Here is a 21,728-nt window from a genome sequence, read left to right on the forward strand (position 1 = left end):
AGAGTATCGACACAGAGACCTGTCAGGAGCGGGACTTGGCCGGTCGCCGTCTCGTCGTCTTCTTACCGCCACCTGCGGCGACCTTTTCGCGACGCTCGGCGAGCAATTCGGCCGCTCGCTCGATCGTGATCGACTCGACTTCGTCACCCTTACGAAGGCTGGCGTTGGTCTCGCCGTCAGTCACATAAGGGCCGAAACGCCCCTCCTTGACCACGACATTCTCGCCGGACGCCGGGTCCTTGCCCAGCTCGCGCAGTGGCGGAGCCGCGGCGGCCCGCCCGCGTCCGCGCTGCTTGGGCTGGGCGAAGATCTCCTTGGCCTGCTCGATCGTCACCGTGAACAGCTGTTCTTCGCTCTCCAGCGAGCGGCTGTCGGTGCCCTTCTTGAGGTACGGGCCGAAGCGGCCGTTCTGCGCGGTGACGGGCTCCTTGTCGATGTCGCCGAGCACGCGCGGCAGTGACAGGAGCTTCAGCGCGTCCTCGAGCGTGACGGTGTCGAGCGTCATGGACTTGAGCAACGAACCGGTGCGCGGCTTGGCGGACTTGGGCGCGTTCTCGTCCAGGATCTCGGTGACGTACGGGCCGAACCGGCCGGTCTTGGCAACGATGAGACGTCCGGACTCGGGGTCGGGGCCCAGCTCGCGGTCGCCGCTCGGCTGCGCGAACAGCTCCTCGGCCTTCTCGATGGTCATCTCGTCCGGCGCGATGTCCTCGGGGATGTTGACCCGCTCGCCGTCGCGGTCGAGGTAGGGCCCGTAGCGCCCCACCCGGATCACGATGTCGCTGCCGGCGATCGGGAACGAGCTGACCTCCTTGGCGTCGATGTCGCCGAGGTCGGAGACCAGCTCCTTGAGCCCCTCGTCACCGTTCACGCCGAAGTAGAAGGCCTGGAGCCAGCGCACGCGCTCGGCCTCGCCACGGGCGATCTCGTCGAGGATGTCCTCCATGTGCGCGGTGAAGTCGTAGTCGACCAGGTGGCCGAAGTGCTTCTCCAGGAGGTTGACCACGGCGAACGCCAGGAACGAGGGCACCAGCGCGGTGCCCTTCTTGAAGACGTAGCCGCGGTCGAGGATGGTGCCGAGGATGGTCGCGTACGTCGACGGGCGGCCGATCTCGCGGTCTTCCAGCTCCTTGACCAGGGTCGCCTCGGTGTAGCGCGCGGGCGGCCGGGTCGAGTGCCCCTCGGGGGCCAGTTCGGTCGCGGTGAGCGGGTCGGCCTCCTCCAGCGTGGGCAGCCGGCGCTCCTGGTCGTCCAGGTCGGACGCCGGGTCGTCGGAGCCCTCGACGTAGGCCTTGAGGAAGCCGTAGAACGTGATGGTCTTGCCGGAGGCGCCGAACTCGGCGGTCTCTCCGGCGGTCGACTGACCCGTCACGCGGACCGAGACCGACTGGCCGGCGGCGTCCTTCATCTGGCTGGCGACGGTGCGCTTCCAGATCAGCTCGTACAGCCGGAACTGGTCGCCCTTCAGACCGGTCTCACCCGGCGTACGGAACGTGTCGCCGGAAGGACGGATCGCCTCGTGCGCCTCCTGGGCGTTCTTGACCTTGCTCTTGTAGACGCGCGGCTTGTCCGGGATGTAGTCGGCGCCGTACAGCGTCTGCGCCTGGCTGCGGGCCGCGTTGATGGCGGTCTCGGACAGCTGGATGCTGTCGGTACGCATGTAGGTGATGAAGCCGTTCTCGTACAGCTTCTGCGCGACCTGCATCGTGTACTTGGCGGAGTAGCCCAGCTTGCGGCTGGCCTCCTGCTGCAGCGTCGTCGTACGGAACGGGGCGTACGGGCTGCGCTTGTAGGGCTTGCGCTCGATCGACTTGACCGCGTACGGCCGGTCGCGCAGGCGGTCGGCGAGGCCGCGTGCGGCGTCCTCGTCGAGATGGAGGATCTCGGCCGACCTGATCTGCCCCTGGGCGGAGAAGTCACGGCCCTGGGCGACGCGCTTGCCGTCGAGTGCCACGAGCGTGGCCTCGAAGTCGGATGGCTTCTCGGTCTTGCCGGTGTCGAAGGTGGCGGAAAGGTCCCAGTAGCTCGCCGGGACGAAGGCGATGCGCTCACGCTCACGCTCGACGACCAGGCGGGTGGCGACACTCTGCACACGGCCCGCCGAGAGCTTCGGCATGACCTTCTTCCACAGCACCGGGCTGATCTCGTAGCCGTACAGCCGGTCGAGGATGCGGCGGGTCTCCTGGGCATCGACGAGCTTGATGTTCAGCTCGCGCGGGCTCTGCGCGGCGGCGCGGATGGCGTCCCTGGTGATCTCATGGAACACCATGCGGTGCACCGGCACCTTGGGCTTCAGGACCTCCTGCAGGTGCCAGGCGATCGCCTCGCCCTCGCGGTCCTCATCAGTGGCGAGCAGGAGCTCGTCGGCATCCTGCAGCAGTTTTTTGAGCTTGGCGACCTGCTGCTTCTTGTCCGCGTTGACGACATAAAGCGGCTCGAAGTCATGATCGACGTTGACTCCGAGTCGGGCCCAGGCCTCACCCTTGAACTTGGGCGGGATATCGGCCGCTCTCTCCGGAAGATCGCGGATATGGCCGATACTGGACTCCACGACGTATCCGCTGCCGAGATAGCCCGCGATGGTCTTGGCCTTCGCGGGTGACTCGACGATCACCAGCCGGATGCCGTCTGGCTTCTTTGTGCCGTTGTTGTCGGGCACGATGCCTGAACCTCGCAAGTCTCGACTCGGATGGGAGTCGCTCTGGGTGCCGTCTTGCACCCGGTCAACGTTGACAGACAGTAGACCGGTTCTGCCGTAAGAGGATCCGTGCCCCCCGTTAGGACCCTAGACGGAGCAGAATAAGGGCAATGCTTGAGTACTCCTACCTAGTACTGCGTCTGCCGCGTGGCACCACACGGGATGCCGCCAGGCAAATCCTGGTCGAGCACGCCGAGCGTGGTGGGTGGGAGCTCGTCCGCGTCCGGGTCTACCCGGACGGCAGACGCCGAATCCAACTACGCCGAAAGGTGATTCGCGCGAAGCGTACCTTCTGACCGGCAGCCACCCCTTGTCTCCTACGAAGCTACATCAATGTGCCGAACGCGCGACCCGAGGCGATCCGGGAGCAGTCGTCCCTTTAATAGGGCTTTGCCTGCCCCGGGCCGTGGCTCCGGGGCAGGCAAGGCGTTACCGCTTCACCCTGCGAGGCCAGGCCCCGCAAGGCTTTTCGCTAGCGGCGACCGGTGATCCGGCGCGCCACCGAGATCGTTCCGGCCGAGGCCGCGAACAGGCCACCGAGCACGAGCGCGAGAAGTGCCCCGCTCTGCGAACTCGTCGACGACTCGGCCGCGGCGATCTTGACCGGAGGCAGCTCCTTCGGCGGGCCGCCGACCGACGGGACGTGCAGTCCGCCGGTGAGGTTCTGCACGGGCGAGGACTGCGGCGTCATCGACCGGCCGAACAGGTCGAGCGACTTGCCCGGGAGCCCGAGGTTCGCCGGACGGACCGGCAGCTTCGGGAGCGCGGGCGTGGCGCCCATCGCCACCGGCATGGCGCCGGCGCCGAGCGAGTCGGGGTCGACCGGAAGTTGCGGCAGGCCGCTCATCCGGGCGCTCGACGGGGTGATGCAGTCGTCCCCGTTGTAGCCGTTGTAGCCGCCATCGGCGCCGCAGCTGCCGAGGGACCGTCCGAGAACGGCGGCGGCGTTGCCGCAGACGTCCACGGGCGCGTAGATCGGCGCGTGCACCTGGTTGCCGCCGCCGATGCTGTGCCGGCCGGACGTACGGCCGTGGAAGCCGCCGTAGTAGCCGCCGGCGCCCGGGACGACGCCCGCGCCACCGGCGCAGCCCGCGACGGCGTCGCCGAGGACGGCCGCGGTGTTGCCGCAGACGTCGATGGGCGCGTTGACCGGCGCGTGCAGCTGGTTGCCGCCCAGGATGCTGTGGTGGCCGGACGTACGACCGTGGAAGCCGCTGCCGCCGAAGCCGGCGACCGACGCTCCCCCGTGGCAGCCGGCGAGCGCGTGGCCGCCGATGGCGTTGCCGCAGACGTTCACGGGGGTGTTGACCGGCGCGTCCAGCTGGTTGCCGCCGCCGATGCTGTGCCGGCCGGACGTACGGCCGTGGAAGCCGCCTCCGGGGAGGCCCGCGGCCGTGGCGCCGCCTCGGCAGCCGGCGAGCGCGGCGCCGAGCACCGCGGCGCTGTTGCCGCAGACGTTGACCGGGGCGGTGATCGGCGCGTTCACCTGGTTGCCGCCGAGAATGCTGTGGCGACCTGAGGTGCGGTTGTGACCGCCGCCGTGGTAGCCGTCGTCGTCGTAGCCGCCGCTGCCGACCAGGCTGCCGCCGCGGCAGCCGGCGAGCGCGCCGCCGAGCACGGCGGCGCCGTTGCCGCAGGCGTTCACGGGGACGCTGATCGGTGCGTTGATCTGGTTGCCGCCACCGATGCTGTGGCGGCCGGAGGTACGGCTGTGACCGCCGCCGAAGCCGGCGCCGGCGCCGTGGACTGCCGCGCCACCGGTCGAGCCGGCGACAGAGTGGCCGAGGACCGCGAGCGCGTTGCCGCTGATGTCGACGGGAACGGAGATCGGGGCATTGACCTGGTTACCGCCCAGGATGCTGCCGTCGCCGTTGGTCACGTCGGCGAGGGCCGGACCGGCCCCGAGCGCGACGAAGCTCGCGGTGAGCAGGGCGGCACGTGTCGTGCCTTTCGCCCACTTACGCATGTGTTGCTCCTCATTTTGGACAGGGTTAACCGAACAACTTCTCGGGGTGGTGGACACGGCCGCTGGAACGTGGACGTGTCTCAGACCGGTCCGTACGGACCGGTGGTGGGGTCAGTCAGGGGAGAAGGAGGGCTCGTCCGCCGCGGTGCGAACGGCCGGGGGAAGTGTCCCGATGCGCAGGATGGGGATGGCGGGAAGGCTGTAGGCCGTACCCGGCTCGGTCTTGCGACGGACCCCGGCCTGGTGAGTGCCGCCGTCGCCGGCGGACGGGGGCAGTGCGTGCCCCCGCTCTGGCAGCGGTCGTGGCTGCCTGGGGAAGGACGGCGCCGTATGCGTCGCGCCATCGGTAGAAGCCTTCTCGGACGCCCCCGTTACGGCGTGCGGTCCGATGTGGCTCACCGGTCCGCCGGAGACTCCGGCTTGGGAACCGGCATCGCCGTGCCGTCGTGTCCGAGAAGGTCCGGCCGAGCCCACCGGCGTGCGGGGCCGCGGCGAGTCGAACTTGTCAAGCTCGCCGAGCTTGTCGATCACCGCGGGTGGCAGGGCGAGGATCGCCGATGGACGGGCGGGCGCAAGGACCGCTCCGGCTTTCCGCACGGCCGGGACGACGCGGCGCTCGCCCAGCACGCGAGCCGCTGTCGCGGTCACGTGCTCGGTCCGCACGGCGACGCCGGGAAGGCGTGCCCCCGGAACGGTGTCGGCGTGTGCCTGGTCGGCGTGTGCCTGGCCGGCGACTCCGAGCAGCCAGCCGGCGACCGCGACGCCCACCATCATCAGCAGGCGTCTGGTCACCGGCCGTGCGACGGATCGCATCACCGGTAGTCGCATCATCGGCAGGACGCCCGGACAGCATGCGACCGCAGAGGCAAGCCTCCGCACCCGCGACCGTCCAGGAACCACGCGCCCTCCTTGGCGTCGACCACCTCACGGAGCGCGGATGCGTTCCGTACGGTCGGTTACCGTAGCACCACGGAGAGCGATCGAAGTGGCGGATTCAGACGTGATCTAGAAAATGGTCGAGAACTCTCACACCGAAGCGGAGTCCGTCGAGAGGGACGCGTTCGTCGACGCCATGGAACATTCCGGAAAAGTCCAGATCCTTGGGCAGTTTGAGCGGCGCGAAGCCGTAACACTTCATGCCGAGAGTCGCGAATGACTTGGCGTCCGTACCGCCCGACAAGGTGTACGGCACGGGGCGCGCCTGGGGGTCGTGGGCGCGCAGCGCCGCCCCCATGGCCGCGACCAGCGGCCCGTCCCACTCCGTCTCCACGGCGATGTCGTGGTGGATGAACTCCCTGCTCACGTGCTCGCCGAGCAGCTCGTCGACCGTGGCGAAGAACTCCTCCTCGTGGCCGGGCAGGAACCTGCCGTCGACCTGGGCCACGGCGCTCTGAGGGATGACGTTCGCCTTGTAGCCGGCCTCGAGAACGGTGGGATTGAGGGTGTTCCTGAGTGTTGCGCCGATCATTCTTCTCATCGGCCCGAGATTCTCGACGATCTTTTCCGCGTCCGCCGGGTCGAATTCGATACCGGTCGCGTCGCAGACCTGTTCCAGGAACGCTCTCACCGTTTTGGTCAGCTGAATCGGGAACGCGTGGTCACCCAGCCGCTGCACGGCCGCGGCGAGGGCGGTGACGGCGTTGTCGCGGTGCACCATCGACCCGTGCCCGGCGGTTCCTCGCGCGGTCAGGCGCATCCAGGCGAGGCCCTTCTCGGCCGTCTCGATCAGGTAGAGGCGCTCGTCATTCGGGAGGGTCAGGCTGAAGCCGCCGACCTCGCCGACGGCCTCGGTGCAGCCCTCGAACAGTTCGGGATGCTTGTCGACCAGCCAGTGCGCGCCCCACTTGCCGCCGGCCTCCTCGTCGGCCAGGAACGCCAGGACGATGTCGCGCTCGGGTCGCCTGCCCTGCCTGAGGCGCTCACGCATCACGGCCAGGATCATGGCGTCCATGTCCTTCATGTCGACGGCCCCACGCCCCCAGACACAGCCGTCGGCGATCTCCCCGCCGAAGGGGTCACGGGTCCAGTCCTCCTTCTGCGCGGGCACGACGTCGAGATGCCCATGAATGAGGAGCGCGTCCCGCTGCGGGTCCGTCCCCTCGATCCGTACGACGAGGCTGGATCGTTTGGAGTGCGATTCGTAGATCTTGGGTTCGAGCCCGACCTCGGCGAGCTTGTCCGCGACGTACTCGGCGGCCTTCCGCTCCCCCGGCCCACTGTGGTCCCCGGGGTTGGTCGTGTCGATGCGGATGAGGTCACTGCACAGCTCGACGACCTCGTCCTCCGCCGAAGGATTGCTCACGGTCTCTCCTCCTTACGCCTCCGGTGGCCGACGCCGCAGCCGGTGGCGGGGTTTCGCTGACTCCTGACCTCCATCCTCCCGCAGTCACCCTCCGCGCATGCGAGCCGGACTCCTCCCTCGGTTTACCGGGCATCGTTGCTTTCGAGGGCCTCCGGTGGCCGGGGGGTCTGTCTTCACGCGTCCGGCCGTGGCACCTAGACGCTCAGCCGACCGCGACGCCGATCCCGTGGTCCGCCTGCCGAGGGCGATCCCCGCTGAGCCCCCACCCCAGTGGGGCACGTGACTTCGCGGCATCACCGGGGATTTGCTATCGTGTGGCAGCCGCCGCGGGTGACCGCGCGGCGCACCACGTCCGGGTGGCGGAATAGGCAGACGCGCTAGCTTGAGGTGCTAGTGCCCTTTACGGGGCATGGGGGTTCAAGTCCCCCCTCGGACACACTATTTGTACATGTCCGGTTATTTTCGGACATGACGGAGCGCCTCTCGATGCCCAGTTTCGGTGTGGCATCGAATCGCACTCTGCTTCCCGCCGGTGTCATCGGCACCGCATGTAGAGCGGTACGCCGTGGTCGCGTGTAGGCGTATCAGCGTGTGCGGTCGAGGGTGATCCTCACCTCCTGCAGTGTGTCTGCCTGTAGAGCGCTGGCTTGGGGGTCGTAGGTCAGAGTGATCTTCTGGGATCGCAGGTGGCTGATGACCTCGGTGGTGGCCGGCGGAACGGTGCCCGGTTCGAGGTCTGCCCCAGACAGCAGGACCCATAGGGCTCTCAGGTGGGGCAGAATCCGGTCCTCACGGATATAGAGGTTTTTCGGCCGGTCCGGATCCGCCTTGGACGCACTGGTGTGTCCGTGCCGACAGCGGTAGGCGACCCGGTTGATCGCCCAGCACGACTCCATGCGCCGCCCGCAGATCCCGCAGCCCAGCAACCCGGCGAGTTGGTAGCACCGATCGGGGCTGGGGTTACCGCGTGGGGCACGGATGTTCTGAGCCGCGATAAAATCGGACTCACTGACCAGCGCTGGATGGGCGGGCCGGGTGGAGATGACCCAGCCATCAGGCAGGTTCCATCGCTGCACCTGCCGGTGCCCGAGCCCGGTGTTGGCCGGATCGATCAGATCATGAGCGGCAGGCTGCCGGTTCCAGACCTGCCGGCCGGTGTAACGCGGGTTCGCCAGGATCGTCCGCACGGTCGTCAGCGGCCAGGCACGCCCAGACCTATGCGCATTCCGTTCTGGATCGGCCGCCGACGGACAGGGGATTCCGATCTCATTCAACGCCCGCGCGATCCGCGCGACGCTGTGACCGGCCAGCCGCTGAGCGAATATCCACTTCACGATCGCCGCGGTATCAGGATCCGGTTCGAGCCGATGGGCTCGGCGCCCCCAGGCGGCATGTGCACGGTTAGGATGCGGGCCCGCGTCCACCAGGCGGTAGCCGTAGGGAGGACGGCCTCCCTGGTACCGGCCCTGCTCGCGAACTTGGGTGGCCATCGCGGTGCTCACCCGGATCCGCGTGCGGGTGATCTCTCGCTTCGACTGGATACCCAGCCCAATCATCAGCTGCTCATGCCCCTCAGCCTCAAAATCGACCCGGCCGCCGACCTCGGGCATCCACAGTTGGACGCCGTAATGCGCGAACAGTGGCGCCATCAGGCTGAACTGGTTGCCGTAAAACGCCCGTTCGTACTCCCCCACCACGATCGCGTCGAAATCGCGATTAGGATCCGCCATCGCCGCCACCAAAGCCGCAGCCTCCGGCCTCCGCGCCCACGGCAGCACCCTGCTCCGCCCCACATCGAAGAACTCAGCCACGATGCATCCATGCCCGCGGACGAGTGCAGCAGCCTGATTCTGCTGCCGCGCCCGCGACGTCACCGGATCTTGACGATCCTCCGTCGACACCCGCCCGTAGAACGCGAAACGCAGCCCGCCCTTTCTGGGCACCATCTGCTGATCGGCGAACCGTTCAGCCCACGCCAGAGCGTGTCACCCGCATCCTGTGCCGCCTCCGCCAGCACGCTTGGCACCCACACAGCCATAACTCGTACCTCTCACCGAACCCAACACAACTCTGCGATTCCAGCATTCACGAAAGACGATGCACATATATAACAAACGACAGAATCACCTGCCGTACCTAACTCGTCGCCCACACTCGCCGATACACTAATTACTATTTAGCGGCACTTATCGCGTTTCTTGTAGTCCGCCAGCCACTGAACGTGGGTACGAAGAGCCCGGAGACGCCAGCGCCAAGGTGATCATCAGAGCGCCCAGACCCAACGCCAGCTCCACCCCATCGGCCCCGCGGCGAGGTCCTCGCCGCGGTCACCCTTCGCGCTGGGATCGCACCTGGACATCGCCCCAGGCCTGGCCTCTTTGACCACTGCCCGCCGGGCGTGGGTCTGTCCAGCGTTCGGTGTAACTCGGGTTGTGGGGGTTACTTACGTCCGGCGGCCAAGCGGCCGTCGAAGGCGAGGTCGAAGGCGTTCAGTGCTGGTTTCCATCGCATGGTCCAGCGTTTTCGTCCGGCGCCGGTGGGGTCCAGGCTCGTCACGGCCATGTAGACGCACTTCAGCGCGGCTTGCTCGTTGGGGAAGTGACCGCGGGCTTTGACCGCGCGGCGGATCCGGGCGTTCACCGACTCGATCGCGTTGGTGGAGCAAATGATCCGGCGGATCTCGGGGTCAAAGGATAGGAACGGGGTGAACTCGGCCCAGGCGTGCTCCCACAGCCGGATGATCGCCGGATACCTGACGCCCCAGGCCTGGGTGAACTCGGCGAACCGTTCTTTGGCCGCGGCCTCGGTCGGGGCGGTGTAGACGGGCTTGAGGGCTTTGGCGATCGCGTCCCAGTGCTGGCGTCCGGCATAGCGGAAGCTGTTGCGGAGCAGGTGAACGATGCAGGTCTGGGTGATCGCGGCCGGCCACACCGTTCCGATGGCATCGGGAAGTCCGGTCAGGCCGTCACAGACGACCATGCACACATCGGCGACGCCACGGTTCTTGATCTCGGTGAGTACATGGAGCCAATACTTGGCACCTTCACCGCCGTCACCGACCCACAGCCCGAGAATGTCGCGGTGACCTTCACAGGTGACCGCCAGGGCCAGGTAGACGGGGCGATTGGCGACCTGGCCATCCCGGATCTTCACGTGGACGGCGTCGATGAAAATCACCGGGTACACCACGTCAAGGGGCCGGTTCTGCCATTCGGTCATCCCCTCGATCACCTTGTCAGTGATCGTGGAGATCGTCTGCCGGGAGACCTGGGCTCCATAGACCTCGGCCAGATGCGCGGAGATCTCCCCGGTCGTCAGACCCTTGGCCGCCAGGGAGATCACCATCTCATCCACCCTGGTCAGACGTTTTTGCCGCTTGGCCACGATCTTCGGCTCGAAACTGCCGTTACGATCCCGCGGCACCTCCAGCTCGACCGGGCCGACATCGGTCAGCACGGTCTTGGACCGGGACCCGTTACGAGAATTCCGGTGTTACGGCCTGCCGGGTCGTGCTTGTCATAACCGAGATGGTCGGTGATCTCACCTTCCAGCGCGGATTCCAACAGCCGTTTGGTCAGCTGCTGAAGCAGCCCGCCCTCACCGGTCAACTGCACGCCCTCGGTCTGGGCCCGGTCGACCAGCTCATCGACCAACCGCTGATCAACCGGCTTGGCCGGCACCGCCTCCGAAGCGGTCGCCGACTCGGATACGTACTCACTGCTCATCGGTGCATCTTCCATGATCGGGAGTTACACCGAACGTCTTACAGTCCCTCTGGCGGCGAAACCTTCCTCGCTTCCCTCGCCCTCGCGCTCGCGCTCGTTGAACTCCACAGCCGCAACGGCGCCCGCCTTGGCTCGCTGTTCCTCGACGAAGGCTTCGCCGCCCTCGACTCCACCACGCTAGCCTCAGCCCTCGCCGTCCTCCGCGACGAAAGCAACGGAGACAAACTCGTCGTGGTCATCAGCCACCTACACGCCGTGGCCGAAGCAGTCGACGACGTCCTGTGGGTCCAACGCGCCGCCACCGGATCCCAAACCCGCTGGCTGACTGGCCCCGAACGCGACGCCCTCGTCTACGACCACGCCCAGTCCGGCCTGCTCGGCCTCACCGATAGCCAGCCCGCGTGAACATTAATCTATGAATTCGGGCGTCCGATTTGAGCGGTGCACCAGCCGAACCTAGCGGGAAATACGCGATTCGAAAGAAGAATTCTGCATGAACTACGCAAAACCATCAATCAAGAGGTATTGAACGTTTACCCTTAGAATCTTTTCAATGCAGGTCCGAACCTCGAGCGTCTGATCATGCCAAGTGCCACATGAGTGCAGGATTGCCGCACACCGCCAAGTCTGGTCTCACTCATCGGTCACACTTACACGCGGCAATCAGCGCGGCCCGAGGCCCGGGTGGACGCATTTTGTCAGTGGGCTCCGGCAGGCTCAGCGGTGTTGGCACGAAGCCCGACGCGATTGGCGATCATGGAGATCACAAGCGAACGGATCCGGGCGGCGCTGGATTCGAATCCGACTCTGATGCTACTTAAGGCGTACTCGAGGGACTGGGTGCTGCCCCTGTTCGCTGAGCATCTCGAACAGGCCGACGGGTCGGTTTCCGCCGAGTGGTTCCACGAACGGGTTTCCGAGGCGCGCGTACAGATCCCCGAGTGGCAAGGCAACGTCACGCCGGCCGAATATTGCCGCGACTGGGTTGAGAAGCGCTGGCTGGAGACCGAGACGCTCAACGGACGCTTAAGGTACCGCTTGTCGCCGTACTCGCTGCGAGCGCTGCGGTTCGTCCGCGAGCTTGTCGAAGGTGAGACGACCGTCAGTAGCGCCCGCCTCGGCTCTATCTCGCACGCGGTACGGCTCCTGGCTGACATGGCCAGTCCGGATCGGGGCGTCCAGGTGCGACGAATCGATCAGCAGATCGCCGAGCTGCGCAAGAGACGCGACGACATCGCCTCCGGCCGGGTGCGCCTGGCGACTCTGGAGGAGATGACGCAGCAGCTGCGCGAGATTCTCGGTATGACACGGTCTCTGCCTGCTGACTTCCGGCAGCTGCGCACCATGGTGGAGAACCGTCACCAGGAGGTCGCGCGGCGGGCCATGGTCCATGGACCGCCCAAGGCGGACCTCGTCGAGGAGTACCTTCGCGAGAACGATCTGCTGTCAAAGACGAGCCAGGGCGCGGCATACCTCGGGTTCTCGCGGCTGCTGTCGTCTAGGCAGACCGAACAGATCCGCGCCGACATCGACCAGGTTCTCGCCCAGGAGTTCGCGCGCGAGCACATGACTGCCGCGCAACGTGAAGAACTCGACAGCATGCTCTCGACCCTCCTCGCGGCAGAGCTCGACGTGCAGAACGGCTACTTGCGCTGGTCCGCATCGCTGCGCCGCTTCCTGACGCGCGCCGCCCATGGGCGACACCAGCGGCTGCTGAACCTCGCCGACCGCGCCCTGCACGCCGGCGCCATCTGGGTACAGGCCGAGCCTGGGCTGCGGCACGTGCCGCAGGACGTGCTCGGCGTGGGCCCTCTCGCCGTCATCGACATCTCCCAGACCCAGCTATGGCGAGACCACGGCCCACAGGAGGTCGTCGTCGAAGTCACCGGGCAGCACCGGACGCTTCCCACCGAGGACCGAGCCGCCCTTCGGCTGGCCGCCGGTACCAGCCCGCGTGCCGTCGGACGAACCATCAACAAGCTCCTCGCCAACCGGCCGGTGGTGACCGGTGCCGAGGTGTACGACGCCACCCCAGCTGAGTTCCAGCGCCTGGGAACCTTGGTGAGCCTGCTCGACCTTGCCGTCGTGCACGGGCAGGTCGACACCGACCTCGACGAGACCGTGCGACTGTCCGGAGACCGGGCTACCGCCCTGATGGCCACGCTGCCTCACCTCGTCTTTGACGCCCCAGTGCCTGTCAAGGAGGTCCGCCAGTGAGCGCGCGCATCGAAGACGACTCCTCGTCTAACGACGACCTTGACGAGCTGGATGAGTCCGGCATCGAAGACGACGAAGCGGACAGCCCCGGCGGGTCTCATCTGCCGACTGCCGCGCGTCGGGCGCTGGCGACGCTGCTGACCAGGCGATTCATTACCCGATCTGGTAACCGATCCGCGTGGGACGCGCTGCTGGCGCACGAGAACGAGATCCGTGAGCGCCTCGCGGATATGTTCCTGCTCCTTATCGTCGATAGGGATTACGAAGTGGCGTTCAAGCGGCAGGACCCGGCCGAGGACGCGCCGAGGTTGCTGCGTCGCGACAGACCGCTGCAACGTGATGCGTCCCTGCTGCTGATACACCTTCGCAAGGAGCACACGTACACGGATGCGACCGATGACCCCGTCGTGATCACCCGGGCTCAGGTGGCCGAGTTCCTGCGCCCGTTCCGGGAGGACGGCGATGGCGACGAGGCCAAGTTTGAGGGCCGCGTGGACGCCGCTATCCGCGCTGTGGCCGAGTTGAAGCTGCTGATGCAGGATCCGGACGCCGACTACCTGTTCACGGTTTCGCCCGCCGTCGTGCCCTTGATCGGCGCCGACGAGATGATGCGCTTCGAGCAATACTTCATCCGGGCCGCCGAAGCAGCCGGCGCGACTGACGAGTCAGCGGGCGACGAGACTGGGGAGGGCCTCGCGTGACCTCGACCGACGCGGCTGCGGGACCGATCGAGCAGAATGTCCTGCCTCTGCTCGTCGCCGACGGGCAAGGCCCGGCCCAGTTCCGCATATGCCAGGTGCAGGTCCTCAATTGGGGTGCGTACTCGGGGCTGCAGACCATGACCGTGGCGCGGTCGGGCACCGCGATCGTCGGCCCATCCGGGCGCGGCAAGTCCACTTTGCTGGACGCGATGGCCTCGGTGATCTTGCCTAATCCACAGGAGTTCAATCAGGCTGCCCGCGACGACCGCGGCAAGAAGCGCGAACGGACCGTCTATTCGTACGCGCGCGGTCACACTGACCAGAGGCAGGATGAGAACCGGCGCTCCGCGACGACGAACTACCTGCGACCGCCCGGCGGGCCCGGCTTCCCCAGCGGTGCCGCGATCACGTGGGAAACCCGTGACGGGCGTCGCGCCACTGCTTTCCGACTGGCGTGGGTCGGCCCGGACGCCGACGGGCCGGAGGCGATCAATACCGCCACCGTGTATGGATTCGTCAACGACCACTTCGACCTGGCGCAGCTCAACGGGATCACCGCGGTCCGCCAGGGCGCCTCCCCGCTGTCGAAGACGTCCCTGGAACGTCTCGTCGACCCGGCCCGGGGCGATGCGGTGGACTCCTCGCAGGCACGTGTGCACGCGAAGATGCGGACCGTCATGGGCATGGGCTCCACCGACGAGTCACAGCGCCTGGCCATGCAGCTGCTGCGGCGCGCCCAGGCATCCAAGGGAATCTTCTCAATCAACGCCCTGTTCAAGGACTTCGTGCTCATGCAGCCACTCGCACTGAGCCGATGGGACGTCGCACTCGAGGCATACCGGGAGGCATCACGACTGTATGAGGAGTTCGAGACGGCACGCCGCCGTACCGAAACGCTCGCGCCCCTTCCAGCAATCGCCGAGAAATACCACGCGGCGGGCGCCGACTACGTGGCCAAGAACGGGTTGCTGATCGGTGACGGCGATGGCCCAACTCGGATTCATGTGTGGCACGCAGAGAGGGTCGCCGAGTGGGCCGAAATCGCCGTCGACGACAACCGTCTCGCCAAGGCGGAGGTCGACGATCAGCACGGGGCCGCGGTGAAAGCGGCTGAAGTCTCCGACCGGCGGGAGAAGGACACGATCGACCAGCTCACCGCGGCCGGGGGCGACCGTTCGGGGCTTATCCAGCTACAGCTCGAGCGTGCGAAGGAAACGTTGGGGCAGGTCGAGGCGGAACGGCGGCGGTTCGAGAGTGGCCTGTCCGTGTTCGGATTGTCCCTGCCCGTCTCACCAGGCGACGTTACGCTCACGCACGCCAGCCTCGATGACCTTGTCACCCAGGAAGCGAAGACGCTGAAAGAAGCCTCCGAGGCTGTCAGCAAGGCCGCTGGTCGGCTCTGGCAGGTCCGCAGCGACGTCGAGGCGAAGGAGCGCGAGATCGCCGGGCTGCGGACACGACGTAGCCTCATCCCCGAGGACGCCGATGCGCGCCGCAACCGGATCGCGTCCGACCTTGACATCGAGATCGGTCGGCTCCGGTACGCCGGCGAGCTGCTACAGCTCAAACCCGAGCATCGTGGGTGGGAGAAGGCCGTCGTCGGCCTGCTTCTGCCGTTGTCGAGCACCCTCCTGGTCGACAGCGGCGAGTTCGGGCGTGTGCGGCGGTACGTGCACGACCACGACATGCGAGGTTCGGTCACCATTGCCCCCGCCGTCTCCGGCGCATCGAGACCCGCCCCGATGGACGGTGGGGTCCCAGCACTGCTCGATATCGCCGACCACCCGTTCCAGGGGTGGCTCGCAGGCGAGCTGAACGAGACCGCGAACTACTTCTGCGTGGAGACCGAGGCCGAGCTGGACGACGAGCGTCCCGTATGGGCTCGGGGCGCGATCAGCCCGGCCGGTATGCGCACCGGCGCCCGGCATCGGTTCACGAAGGACGATCGTCGCCTGCGTTACCCCTGGGTCGGGTGGGACACCCGCCGGCTGCTGCAGGAGCTAGACGACGAGCTCGAGTCGATCCAACGCGAGCTCCGGGTCGCCGACGCGTCGGCGAATGAGGCCGACGTGCGACGCGAGTCGGCTCGCGCCCGGCTGGAGGAGCTGCGGGCGCTCCGCATTGACCTTACTTGGGACCGGATCGACACGTCAGTCGCGAAGGATCGGATGGGCGAGCTCGAAACCCAGTTCGCGCAGGCAAACTCTCCTCAGGTCGCGCACCTGACGAAGCTGTTGCAGAAACAGCGCAACGAGGCGGTCGCGGCGAGCGGCCAAGTGAAACGACTTGAGGAGGAACAGAAGAGACTTAACAGGGAATGGGGCGAGCTCGCCTCGGTCGTGGATGACGCGAAGGACTGCGTCGGCGCAGAGCCGCCGCTGACCGACGACGAGCGTGCCGCGCTCGCCGCCACCCCTTTCACCGCGCCGACAGGCACCACCGGGGTCGCGGCGAGCTTGACGGCCGCAATCGCCAACCTGCGCCAGCAGGTCGAACGACACAAAGGGGACCGGGAGAAACTTGAGGTTGCCGTGGTGGGCCACATCGCGGCCTACCGGAACCTGGACGAACGAACCGCACGCGAGACGGACGGCACGATCGACTCCCTGCCCGCGTTGCTGGCGATCTACCAGCAACTGGTGACCGACGACCTGCCCCGCGCGAAGGACGCTTGGCTTGCGAAGGTCGATGAGGACATGAACCGGCAACTGCGCGGGGTGCTCGTCCAGATCGACGACGACGCGCGGAGCATCAAGCGAGGGCTGGCCCCGATCAACGACGTGCTGCGCCACGTACGGTTCCGGCAGGACGCCACGTTGAGCATGGAATCAGTCGAGCGACCAAGCAGCGATCTGAAGGACTTCCGCCAGATCATCATCCGGTACACCAGCAACACCGTCGGCATGGACACCAAACGGGACGCCAACCAAGTGGAGAAGTCCTTCACCCGGCTACGCAAGCACCTGGCCAAACTCGACGACCAATCGCGAGTCGGGGACGCATGGCGGCGGCGCGTGTTCGACGCCCGCGAACACGTCGAGTTCCAAGCCATCGAGACCCGGCCTGACGGGGTCAAGGTCGTCCATGACGGTGTCTCTGGCATGAGCGGCGGCGAAGGACAGGAGCTGATCGCGTTCATCCTCGGCGCCGCCCTGCGGTTCCGCCTCGGAGACGGCCACGAAGGTCCGCCCAGCTACGCGTCAATTATCCTGGATGAAGGGTTCGTCAAGGCCGACAGCGACTACACCGGCCGGTCCCTGTCCGCGCTGAGGGCCCTCGGCTTCCAGCTGATCGTGGGTGCGCCTCGCGAGAAGGCGACCGCCTTCGAGGACTACGTAGAGTCCGTCGCCTACATCAACATCGATGCGGACGACCCCACCCGCGTGCGCATCTACCCGATGACGATGACGGAGGCGCTGCAACTGGAGGACGAACAAAACTGATGCGCGATCCCGATCATGTCATGGACCAGGTTCGCGTCCGGTATCGCAAGAACTGGCGCGACTGGCTGCTGGACGGAACCGACGCTCAGTTCTCGTTTCCCCTTGCCACACCGTCAGCGCAAGCAATCGCCCGCGAGTCCGACACTGTCGGCCGGTGGATGCGGGTCTGGCGAAACTGGGCGCAGGCGCACCCGCACGCCCGGCTACGCAGCGTCACGCGCCGCACCTCCGTGGGCGCCCAGGAGGTATTCACCCACCTGGACCTTCCCACGGTCGACGACCTCGTCGTCCTCGACGACGGTCTCGCCAGCCACTGGCGGCGGGCGAACTTCAGGTGGTCACGGATCCGCGCTCTACCGGGCGGTGTGGTCGAAGAACGGTTGCGCCCTTGGTTGCAGCAGATCGTCAACCTGGACGATGCCGACTTCGAGATTCTGCTCCAGGCCGCCAAATGGTTCACCAAGAACCCGCATTCCGGACTGACGATCCGGCAGGTGCCCGTCCCGGGCATGCACACCAAGTGGCTTGCCCGGAACCGCCGGCTCGTCCTGGCCTGCCTCCACATCACCGAGCAACCACACGCCGACGAGCCAGGCGAAGAACTAGAACAAGACGACCTGGACCCGCTCGGGCTAAAGGCATTGCCGGTTCATGTCGATGTGATCCTGGCCGACCCCGCCGATCGCTCGCTCGTGGGCGGCTTGCGGCATCTGAGCGCACCCCTGCCGGAAATTGACGCGCTGCCCGTCCACCCCGAGACGATCGTGATCGTCGAGAACAAGGAGTCCGCTTACCTGGTCCCCGATCGACCCCGGACCGTGATCGTCCACTCGCTTGGCAACCACCTCAACGTCCTAGACGAGATCGGCTGGCTGGACGGTGCGCGGCACATGTACTGGGGAGACCTCGACCGCGCCGGGTTCACCTTGCTATCACGTGCTCGTGCCCGGCTGCCACACCTCCGCTCCGTCCTCATGGACCAGGTCACCCTCGAAAAGCACAGAGCTCTTGCCGTCGAGGACAAGACACAAACCGACAGGCCAGTTCCGAACCTCACCGACATCGAAGCCGCCGCCCTGACCGCACTATCTACAGAACACGGCACCTACCTACGCCTAGAGCAAGAACGCCTCCCGTCACCATTCGTCCTCGATCAGCTAAACCGCACCATGGACAAAAGCGTCGCCGACTAGGCGCAGTAGTATCCGCGAGTCAAGGCAGATGTCGGCGTACTGACCCTGCGGCTTATGCAAAGGCCCTAAGACACGAACACTAAATCCACATTCCGGGCACCATTAGGCTCGGAGAAATTTCCCATCCGAGCAAGCAAACAACGGTTCGTGCGCTGCGCGGATCGATGGTGCGCAGAGGACTCGAACCGCACCGATCCGGCCGACTTCCGTCGGGAGCCGAACACCACCGTCAGGACGGTAACTGCAGACTCCGCATCGGCCGCTACGCCGCCGGAGTGCCGCAACAAACTGCTCACCCGAGAACGATCGCGCTGGGATCTTCCACGGTGCCACCGGGAAATGGGAGCGGCTGAGCTTCATCGGCCAGACCTACGGCGCGGCATCCGCGACCATCTCAGTGCCGGCACTGGTCGGCATCGTCTTGACACTGAGCTACCAGGTACGAGAAGCCCAACTCGCCCGGGAAGAGACGCGCCGCCAAGCAGTCAGCGACCTGCGCAAGATGGCGATGGACGATCCCGACCTCGACGAATGCTGGGGACCGGTCCCACCACCGGAGGACCCCAATAGACGAAAGCAACTCCTCTACACTAACATGATCATCTCCGAGTGGTCGCTCTCGTCCGAGAGGGGCGGATCGAACCGTTGCTGCCCAAGGTCGAGCGCCGGTTCCGGTATCCGGGCCGCAACCGGTTGGATGATCGGGCGGCGTTGTGCGGGATCTTGTTCGTGCTCTAAACCGGGATCCCGTGGGAGTTCTTGCCGCAAGAACTGGGGTTCGGCTCAGGGATGACATGCTGGCGGCGGCTGCGGGACCGGCAGCACGCTGGGGTGTGGGATGAGCTGCACGCATTGCTGCTGGCCGAGCTGCATGCCGCTGATCAGCTGGGTTGGTCCAAGGCGGTGATCGATGACACGCATGTGCGGGCGTTGAAGGGCGGCCCAAAACAGGGCCGAGCCCGGTCGGACCGCGCACGGGCGGGCTCCAAACACCACCTGATCGCGATGGGGACGGCATCCCCCTCGCGTTGTGTTTGACGGGCGGGAACCGCTACGACGTCACCCGGCTGATGCCACTAATCAACGCCATCCGGCCCGCTCGCCCGACGCCGAACACCCCACGGCTCAGGCCTCGGCGTCCACCACTGGGTGGTTGAGCAGACCATCGCGCTCCTGCACTGGTTCCGGCGACTGCGGATCCGCTGGGAGATCCGCGATGACATCCACGAAGCCTTCATTACCCTCGCCAGCGCCATCATCTGCTGGCGGCGCCTCAAACGATCATCAGTTAAGATCTCTCAGTCCGCCTCGGGACTCTCGATGCCCTCGGTGTCAAGCTGCTGGAACGCGACATAAGTGACCAGCAGATCACATAATTCGCCATGGCGGCAGCACGTGACAACAGACCCTCGGCAGATCCTTGAGAATGAGCCTCATGGATCTCATCCTCATCGAGAAGCGCCGTGGACCAGACGACGACCGGTACTCATGGCAACCGTTTGCCAGCAGCGAGGAGTTCAACGACCGCTGGTGGAACAACATCAAATTGTTCGGTGACACGGCGACGTATTTGGAGGTGCACAGGGCAGGAACCGAGGTCGCTCGAGTCGAACTGGACGAGCACGTCTACATTGAGCACTACCTCGATGTCCCACCGCTTGGCGACACAGCGTTGGAGGTCCAGCTGATTGAGATCCATAAGGAGCAGCGGCGCCAAGGCATCGCCACAGAGGTCGTCCGGCTGCTTGCCCGCACTCATCCAACCCGCCGACTGGTCGCCTTCAGTGAGGAAGCGGATCAGTTCTGGGACACACTGGGCTGGCGTCGTCACGAGCATCCCGAAGGTTCGCTTCACATGCGCCCGCTCTACATTCAGCCCGCGGCATGGCCCCCAGCGAGCTAACCCCAAGAGCTCGCCGAGGCCTGCATGACCCGCTGCCTAGTCGCGATCGCGCACCTCGCGGACCCCGCAGCGGGCGCCGCACAAAGGGAACGTACGGGTGGTCCTAACATTTCCATCGACTCCGCCTCGACCCGGCCCGCGCGAAGCTCGCGCATTACGGACCGATTAGGATCCGATGCGTTTTGCCGATCAACTCCAATAGAGCCATGTGCTGCCGGGTGAGATCCCTCCGCGGTTCGATGTCATGGGTCGTCCCTACGCTGGGAGCATGAGCTTCACAGCGCTACACCGCGCCCTCGGGGTCGGGCCGGGGTCGTTGACCGACGAACTCCTTGACGCCGCGGTGGCTGCCGGTGTGACGGAGACGAACGATCTGGATTGGAAGTCCGAACTGCCTCCCGCGAAGGGCCTGCCGCAGACGGACTTCCCCAAGGACGCAGCGGCGATGGCGAACAGCGGCGGTGGCGTGATCGTCTTCGGCGTGTGCGAGTCCCAGAAGGCGGCCACCGAGCGCGTCGACGTGGGCGAGGTCGATGAGGCCCACGAGCGTTCCCTGCGCAGCGCGGCAATCGCCGCCATTTCCCCTCCCGTGTTCGGTCTGAACGTGCACCGTCTCGGCGCCGAGGGCAACCGGGCCGTCGTAGTCGAGGTTCCCGCCAGCCTTGATGGGCCGCATCTCATCTACAAAAATGAGTATTTCGGCGCGCCGGTGCGCAACGACTCGGACACGGTGTGGATGAGGGAGCGGCAGATCGAGGCCGTGTACCGTGTGCGATTCGATGAGCGCCGCCACGCGACTGAGGCTCTAGACGCGCTGTTCACCGAGGCCTCCACCGGCCGCGACACCGACAAGCGGGCATGGGTAATCGCGGTCGCCCACCCTCGCATCCCTCGCTTCCGGGATCGCCTGACCCGCGACGGCGCCCGGGCCGTGTTGTCAAAGGCCGGGGAACTGGCGCTGGTGTACGCAGGACGCGGCGGCGTTCATCCGCTGGAGAGCGTGGATCGGCTGAACCCCCGGCCTGGGCTGCGTCGTTGGGTCGCCGTGAACACGGCAACAGGCGGGCGCTCGGTGTGGAAGGAGTCGTGGGCGAGTATCCACCACGACGGGTCGGTCACCCTCGCGGCCGCAGTTGGCGGACACCGAATGAGCAGCGATGGTTATTTCGAGGGCTGGCAGATCGAGTCCTCTGCCATCGAGTGCGCCGTCGCTGACCTCATGGCGCTCGTCCGGGCCACCGCAGAAGCGACCGACAACGACGAGTACGCCGTGCGGGTCGGGATCGCCTGAATCGGCGAACAGCCGCTCATGATCCTGACGAAGGACAATTTCGGCCACGCCTACGACGGTGTTTCGACCCCTCTGCACCGCTACACGCCCGTCGGGACCACCGTGAACGCCATCGAGCCCGACCTGGACTACTACTGGCACGTCCACGACCTTGCCCAGGACTGCGTGAACCAAGGCGGCATCTCGAACGTGCTCATGATCCAGCCTCCGGCGCGCAAAGACCAGGCGTAGGCGGGCCACAGGCCGGCGCCAACCGCCGCCACAGCGTCGAGCCGACGTGGCGAGGCCA

Annotated in this window: 14 protein-coding genes, 1 tRNA gene and 3 pseudogenes; 12 read left to right on the top strand and 6 right to left on the bottom strand. The window is 66.3% G+C overall.

Annotated elements, in window-relative coordinates; translation table 11 throughout:
* Positions 1-22: 22 nt before the first annotated feature.
* Positions 23-2,659, bottom strand: coding sequence for a type I DNA topoisomerase (gene topA / locus FB559_RS12550; protein WP_141955774.1), 2,637 nt, complete (start codon positions 2,657-2,659; stop codon positions 23-25).
* 149 nt (positions 2,660-2,808) lie between these two features.
* Between topA and FB559_RS44565 the strand changes: the two genes are divergently transcribed.
* Positions 2,809-2,994 carry a DUF5703 family protein gene (locus FB559_RS44565; protein WP_141955775.1) on the top strand — a complete coding sequence of 62 codons (186 nt, stop codon included), beginning with the start codon at positions 2,809-2,811 and terminating at the stop codon, positions 2,992-2,994.
* Positions 2,995-3,170: 176 nt separating this feature from the next.
* Here the strand turns inward: FB559_RS44565 and FB559_RS45470 are convergent, their stop codons facing one another.
* The 3 genes from FB559_RS45470 to FB559_RS12570 all read right to left on the bottom strand — a co-directional run bounded on the left by FB559_RS45470 (position 3,171) and on the right by FB559_RS12570 (position 6,966).
* Positions 3,171-4,664 (bottom strand): chaplin, encoded by a 1,494-nt coding sequence (locus FB559_RS45470; RefSeq protein ID WP_141955776.1) that lies wholly within the window; start codon positions 4,662-4,664, stop codon positions 3,171-3,173.
* A gap of 111 nt (positions 4,665-4,775) precedes the next feature.
* Complete coding sequence (locus FB559_RS12565; protein WP_141955777.1) at positions 4,776-5,477, bottom strand: hypothetical protein; 702 nt, start codon at positions 5,475-5,477, stop codon at positions 4,776-4,778.
* Positions 5,478-5,658: 181 nt separating this feature from the next.
* Positions 5,659-6,966 (bottom strand): M20/M25/M40 family metallo-hydrolase, encoded by a 1,308-nt coding sequence (locus FB559_RS12570; RefSeq protein ID WP_141955778.1) that lies wholly within the window; start codon positions 6,964-6,966, stop codon positions 5,659-5,661.
* A gap of 350 nt (positions 6,967-7,316) precedes the next feature.
* Between FB559_RS12570 and FB559_RS12575 the strand changes: the two genes are divergently transcribed.
* Positions 7,317-7,402 (top strand) — tRNA-Leu (locus tag FB559_RS12575).
* A 148-nt stretch (positions 7,403-7,550) separates the two neighbouring features.
* Here the strand turns inward: FB559_RS12575 and FB559_RS12580 are convergent.
* Both FB559_RS12580 and FB559_RS12585 read right to left on the bottom strand, forming a co-directional pair.
* Positions 7,551-8,912: a recombinase family protein gene (locus FB559_RS12580; RefSeq protein ID WP_185792163.1), complete on the bottom strand. Its 1,362-nt coding sequence runs from the start codon at positions 8,910-8,912 to the stop codon at positions 7,551-7,553.
* A 493-nt stretch (positions 8,913-9,405) separates the two neighbouring features.
* Positions 9,406-10,580, bottom strand: a pseudogene (locus tag FB559_RS12585) (IS256 family transposase).
* On the opposite strand from FB559_RS12585, the gene FB559_RS45475 reads away from it, so the two are divergent.
* The 10 genes and pseudogenes from FB559_RS45475 to FB559_RS44595 all read left to right on the top strand — a co-directional run bounded on the left by FB559_RS45475 (position 10,494) and on the right by FB559_RS44595 (position 21,670).
* Positions 10,494-11,096, top strand: coding sequence for an SbcC/MukB-like Walker B domain-containing protein (locus FB559_RS45475; protein ID WP_425455062.1), 603 nt, complete (start codon positions 10,494-10,496; stop codon positions 11,094-11,096). The pseudogene FB559_RS12585 and the gene FB559_RS45475 sit on opposite strands and share 87 nt — an antisense overlap.
* A gap of 351 nt (positions 11,097-11,447) precedes the next feature.
* Positions 11,448-12,908: a DUF3375 family protein gene (locus FB559_RS12595; protein ID WP_141955779.1), complete on the top strand. Its 1,461-nt coding sequence runs from the start codon at positions 11,448-11,450 to the stop codon at positions 12,906-12,908.
* Entirely contained in the window at positions 12,905-13,609 is a 705-nt protein-coding gene (locus FB559_RS12600; protein WP_141955780.1) for a DUF4194 domain-containing protein, read from the top strand. The genes FB559_RS12595 and FB559_RS12600 overlap by 4 nt, the downstream gene beginning before the upstream one ends.
* On the top strand, positions 13,606-17,052 hold the full coding sequence (locus FB559_RS12605; protein ID WP_141955781.1) for an ATP-binding protein: 3,447 nt from the start codon (positions 13,606-13,608) through the stop codon (positions 17,050-17,052). The genes FB559_RS12600 and FB559_RS12605 overlap by 4 nt, the downstream gene beginning before the upstream one ends.
* Positions 17,052-18,245, top strand: a complete 1,194-nt coding sequence (locus FB559_RS12610) for a Wadjet anti-phage system protein JetD domain-containing protein (protein ID WP_141955782.1) — start codon at positions 17,052-17,054, stop codon at positions 18,243-18,245. Before FB559_RS12605 ends, FB559_RS12610 begins: the two co-directional genes overlap by 1 nt.
* A 397-nt stretch (positions 18,246-18,642) precedes the next feature.
* Positions 18,643-18,804: pseudogene (locus tag FB559_RS45480) on the top strand (DUF6082 family protein); the annotation flags it as partial.
* 50 nt (positions 18,805-18,854) lie between these two features.
* Positions 18,855-19,529 (top strand): annotated as a pseudogene (locus FB559_RS12615) (IS5 family transposase); the annotation flags it as partial.
* Between the two features lie 151 nt (positions 19,530-19,680).
* A complete protein-coding gene (locus tag FB559_RS12620; RefSeq protein ID WP_141955783.1) occupies positions 19,681-20,148 on the top strand; it encodes a GNAT family N-acetyltransferase in 468 nt (155 codons plus the stop codon).
* Between the two features lie 268 nt (positions 20,149-20,416).
* Positions 20,417-21,439, top strand: coding sequence for an AlbA family DNA-binding domain-containing protein (locus FB559_RS12625; protein ID WP_221639993.1), 1,023 nt, complete (start codon positions 20,417-20,419; stop codon positions 21,437-21,439).
* An 18-nt stretch (positions 21,440-21,457) separates the two neighbouring features.
* Positions 21,458-21,670, top strand: a complete 213-nt coding sequence (locus FB559_RS44595; RefSeq protein ID WP_221639994.1) for a hypothetical protein — start codon at positions 21,458-21,460, stop codon at positions 21,668-21,670.
* Positions 21,671-21,728: the final 58 nt, after the last annotated feature.

This window comes from Actinoallomurus bryophytorum (assembly GCF_006716425.1).
Classification (GTDB): Bacteria; Actinomycetota; Actinomycetes; order Streptosporangiales; family Streptosporangiaceae; genus Actinoallomurus; species Actinoallomurus bryophytorum.

Coding starts and splice junctions, on each gene's coding strand:
- FB559_RS12595 (WP_141955779.1), top strand. CDS start 11,448: ATGGAGATCACAAGCGAACGGATCCGGGCGGCGCTGGATTCGAATCCG.
- FB559_RS44595 (WP_221639994.1), top strand. CDS start 21,458: ATGATCCTGACGAAGGACAATTTCGGCCACGCCTACGACGGTGTTTCG.
- FB559_RS12610 (WP_141955782.1), top strand. CDS start 17,052: ATGCGCGATCCCGATCATGTCATGGACCAGGTTCGCGTCCGGTATCGC.
- FB559_RS12580 (WP_185792163.1), bottom strand. CDS start 8,912: ATGGTGCCCAGAAAGGGCGGGCTGCGTTTCGCGTTCTACGGGCGGGTG.
- FB559_RS12625 (WP_221639993.1), top strand. CDS start 20,417: ATGAGCTTCACAGCGCTACACCGCGCCCTCGGGGTCGGGCCGGGGTCG.
- FB559_RS45475 (WP_425455062.1), top strand. CDS start 10,494: ATGGTCGGTGATCTCACCTTCCAGCGCGGATTCCAACAGCCGTTTGGT.
- FB559_RS12565 (WP_141955777.1), bottom strand. CDS start 5,477: ATGCGATCCGTCGCACGGCCGGTGACCAGACGCCTGCTGATGATGGTG.
- FB559_RS44565 (WP_141955775.1), top strand. CDS start 2,809: ATGCTTGAGTACTCCTACCTAGTACTGCGTCTGCCGCGTGGCACCACA.
- FB559_RS45470 (WP_141955776.1), bottom strand. CDS start 4,664: ATGCGTAAGTGGGCGAAAGGCACGACACGTGCCGCCCTGCTCACCGCG.
- FB559_RS12620 (WP_141955783.1), top strand. CDS start 19,681: ATGGATCTCATCCTCATCGAGAAGCGCCGTGGACCAGACGACGACCGG.